Origin of the sequence: Phaeodactylibacter sp., assembly GCF_040219495.1 — a bacterium.
Lineage (GTDB): Bacteria > Bacteroidota > Bacteroidia > Chitinophagales > Saprospiraceae > Phaeodactylibacter.
Genome location: NZ_JAVJSK010000125.1, coordinates 1 through 2,993 on the forward strand (window position 1 = coordinate 1; position 2,993 = coordinate 2,993).

General features: G+C 52.4%; 3 protein-coding genes. All 3 read right to left on the reverse strand.

Going from position 1 to position 2,993, the window contains the following annotated elements:
• Window positions 1–175: 175 nt before the first annotated feature.
• Window positions 176–1,681 (reverse strand): T9SS type A sorting domain-containing protein, encoded by a 1,506-nt coding sequence (locus RIC19_RS20045; protein WP_350180146.1) that lies wholly within the window; start codon window positions 1,679–1,681, stop codon window positions 176–178.
• 11 nt (window positions 1,682–1,692) lie between these two features.
• Window positions 1,693–2,313, reverse strand: coding sequence for a T9SS type A sorting domain-containing protein (locus tag RIC19_RS20050; protein ID WP_350180147.1), 621 nt, complete (start codon window positions 2,311–2,313; stop codon window positions 1,693–1,695).
• A gap of 468 nt (window positions 2,314–2,781) precedes the next feature.
• Window positions 2,782–2,993, reverse strand: a 212-nt coding sequence (locus tag RIC19_RS20055) for a T9SS type A sorting domain-containing protein (RefSeq protein ID WP_350180148.1), incomplete at its 5' end; no start/stop codon positions are given.

Consider the following 2,993-nt stretch of genomic DNA (forward strand, 5'->3'; position numbering starts at 1 on the left):
TCAGTACGAGCAGTACCCAAGGCAATGATTGTGTCGTTATGGACAATCACGCTTTCAAACCGGTTACTTTGGTACCCTAAATCTTCAGCAATATTAAAAGACTGTCCACTAAGGCCTACAGCCCCCAGCAGCAGCAATAAATGTGCTTTGGTCATTAACTTCATGGCAGGCTTGTTTAGCGTGATACAATGATTTTGTGGTGCACCGGCTGCTGCCCGGCTATTTGCAGGCGTGCCCAGTAGATGCCTGCTGGAACCGGCAGTTGCAAGGTGGTATGTTGCCCGGTGAGCAGGGACTGGAAGGCAGGCTGCCCCTGTAAGTTGTAAAGTATCAGGGAGGCCTGTTCGGCCCCTTCCGGAAGGGCGACCTGAAGGTTGCCCTGCGTGGGATTGGGGAACACCCGCACACCCGGCTCTTCCATCGGCTCCACCTCCGCCACATCCGTAAGCACCTCACAGGGCGTCTCCCCCTGACAACCATTGGCATCCGTTTTGATGATCCAGCAGCGGCGCTGAGGGCCATCGCCGCTTGCACTTCCACCACTGACTAAATTACCGCTGGACAGCTCTCCGAAGGAGAAAAAACTGCCATTAAGGAGTGTATTGCCAATAGTGTCAAATGGTGGGAGGTAATAGCGCGACCAAAGCGAATCACCAAAAGCTGTAAACTTAAAAAGCCAGCCTACTGTAGTTGGGTCATTATCTACAACGCTCCTTACGTGGCCAGACCCTACGTAGTAGCCGTCTGACACTTGCTTGATATCATACAAACCATGACCTGGGGAATGGTAACCTGATCTCCAAACCGGCCGCTGCCAAACGACCTCATAGTTGCTGTTGAGGCGGGTCAGCATCGGCTGTACGATGTAAGTGTTCCAGTCGATAATTTCCAGCGGCTGCTGCCCAAAAGTGATGATATCCCCGTCTTCCAGGGCAACCAATTGCCGCAGCCAGCCCATGTCCGCGTTTACTGAAGACTCCCAACTATCCAGTAAGGCACCATCGGATATGCGGATACGATGAAAAAAGTTGATGCTGTAGCCTGGGCTAACCCGCCGCTGCCCCCAAGCTACCAAAATAGAATCGCCGAGCAATTGGGCATCCTGATAGATATCTCTATCCTCATAATTTCCATAAAAATCAAGCCGCACGGTCTGCCCCTGCTCGTCCACAATGCGTACAAAAGGGTCGGGCACCCCATTCTCCCGGTCTATATTCCCGTACAGCAAATAGCCCTCGTCTAAGGGTATAGGGTCAAGATAGCTAAAGTTACTTTCTCCGTCAACGTCTGTGTATTCATGCCGGAATTCCTCATTTAGCCGCTCGTCTAGTTTGATGAAAATGGCGTTCCCACCAGAGTAAGCTATAAGTATATATCCTCCACTATTTGCCGCAGTCAAACCTCCTGCACCGTCAATAAAAAAAAGACCATTCCCATCAATATCAGTTAAAATATTTTTGGCTAATTGCTGCCCCGTAGAGTCGAAAAGAGCAATAACTACCCCAACTTCCAGAGAATCGCTTAAACCTATACCCACACCAACAATTGTATCCTTATGGACAATCACGCGGTCAAACTGATTACTTGTATACCCTAAATCTTCAGCAATATTGAATGGCTGGGCACTAAGATATGAAGGCCCCAGCAGCAGCAGTAAAAGTGCTTTGGTTACTAATTTCATGGCAGGCTTGTTTAGCGTGATACAATGATTTTGTGGTGCACCGGCTGCTGCCCGGCTATTTGCAGGCGTGCCCAGTAAATGCCCGCTGGCACTGGCAATTGCAAAGTGGTGCGCGAGCCAGTGAGCACGGACTGGAAGGCAGGCTGCCCCTGTAAGTTGTAAAGTATCAGGGAGGCCTGATCGGCCCCTTCCGGAAGGACGACCTGAAGGGTGCCCTGCGTGGGGTTGGGGAAAAAGGCAGCATTCATTTGGTTCTGCCTGCGGCTATCCTTTGCCTGACTCTCTCCGTTGTTTTGTTGAGCCATCGCCGGGCTCGGGCTATTGCATTGTACCGCTGTTTCTACCCCATTGCGCCGCAAAAGCTCCACCGCGAGAAAGCCCGCTTCGTTGCAGTGCGTGGTAAAATCATACAATGCTTCAACCAAAGGTTTTGGCATATTGGACAGGTCGCCCCCTTCGGATACATAAGGGGGCAGAGCCGAAAAGAGTGCAGAAAGGCTGCTGTAAGTACCTGACTGATAAGGGGTCAGGGCTACCAATTGTGGGATGCGCGCTTCTTCGTACCTGCCGTACAAACCATAAGTGACGTAGCTTTGCCCGGTTGCGGTATGCAAGCCTGATATCATGAGCATGAGCCAAAGAAGCTTAACGGTGTGCCGTGCACGAAATGGTGTGTGTGTGTAAACATGAGGTTCGTTTTTAGCGGTTAGTGAATGATCGGTAAGATACGGAATTGAGTAGAGAAAAACAATGTTAGGCTCCTGCCCAGTGCCCTCACCGTGGGATATAGATAAAAAAGAAGTTGGAGCTTTCGCCCGGCCTGCAGACTATGGGCACACGAAAAGCACACCGGGTGAATGCCCCGGCGATGGCTTGTCATAGTACACCCGGTGAGCTTTGTTCCTTTACCCTTCTCTGACCCACGAAGCAAGTCTGACGCGCCAATATCTACCCGTACGGATTGACCAGCCCGGGAAGCCGGGAACACCACAAAACCACAACACCCTCTGTCCGCCGTAGCTTCACGCGGAGGCGGGAATCTGTCCGCCATAGCCGATAGGCAAAGGAGGGACCATACCAGAACCCCATGCCCAAGCCCGTTATTGAACCACCACTCTTTCCACCCAAACCTGCCCCTCCACTTCCACGCGCAGAGCATAGACGCCCGGCGGCAACTCCGGCAACTGCAGCGGTACCTCTGGTGCAGATGGTTTGGTGACCGACCATACCGCCTGCCCCTGCATATTGGAGAGCGTGAAATGCCCGGTGCCCGTGGGCACTGCGCCCGCCCAGGCGACCGTAAGGTGGCGGG

Bases quoted from the DNA above. Each gene is read 5' to 3' on its own strand.
- RIC19_RS20050 (WP_350180147.1), bottom strand. From the start codon at position 2,313: ATGCTCATGATATCAGGCTTGCATACCGCAACCGGGCAAAGCTACGTC.
- RIC19_RS20045 (WP_350180146.1), bottom strand. From the start codon at position 1,681: ATGAAATTAGTAACCAAAGCACTTTTACTGCTGCTGCTGGGGCCTTCA.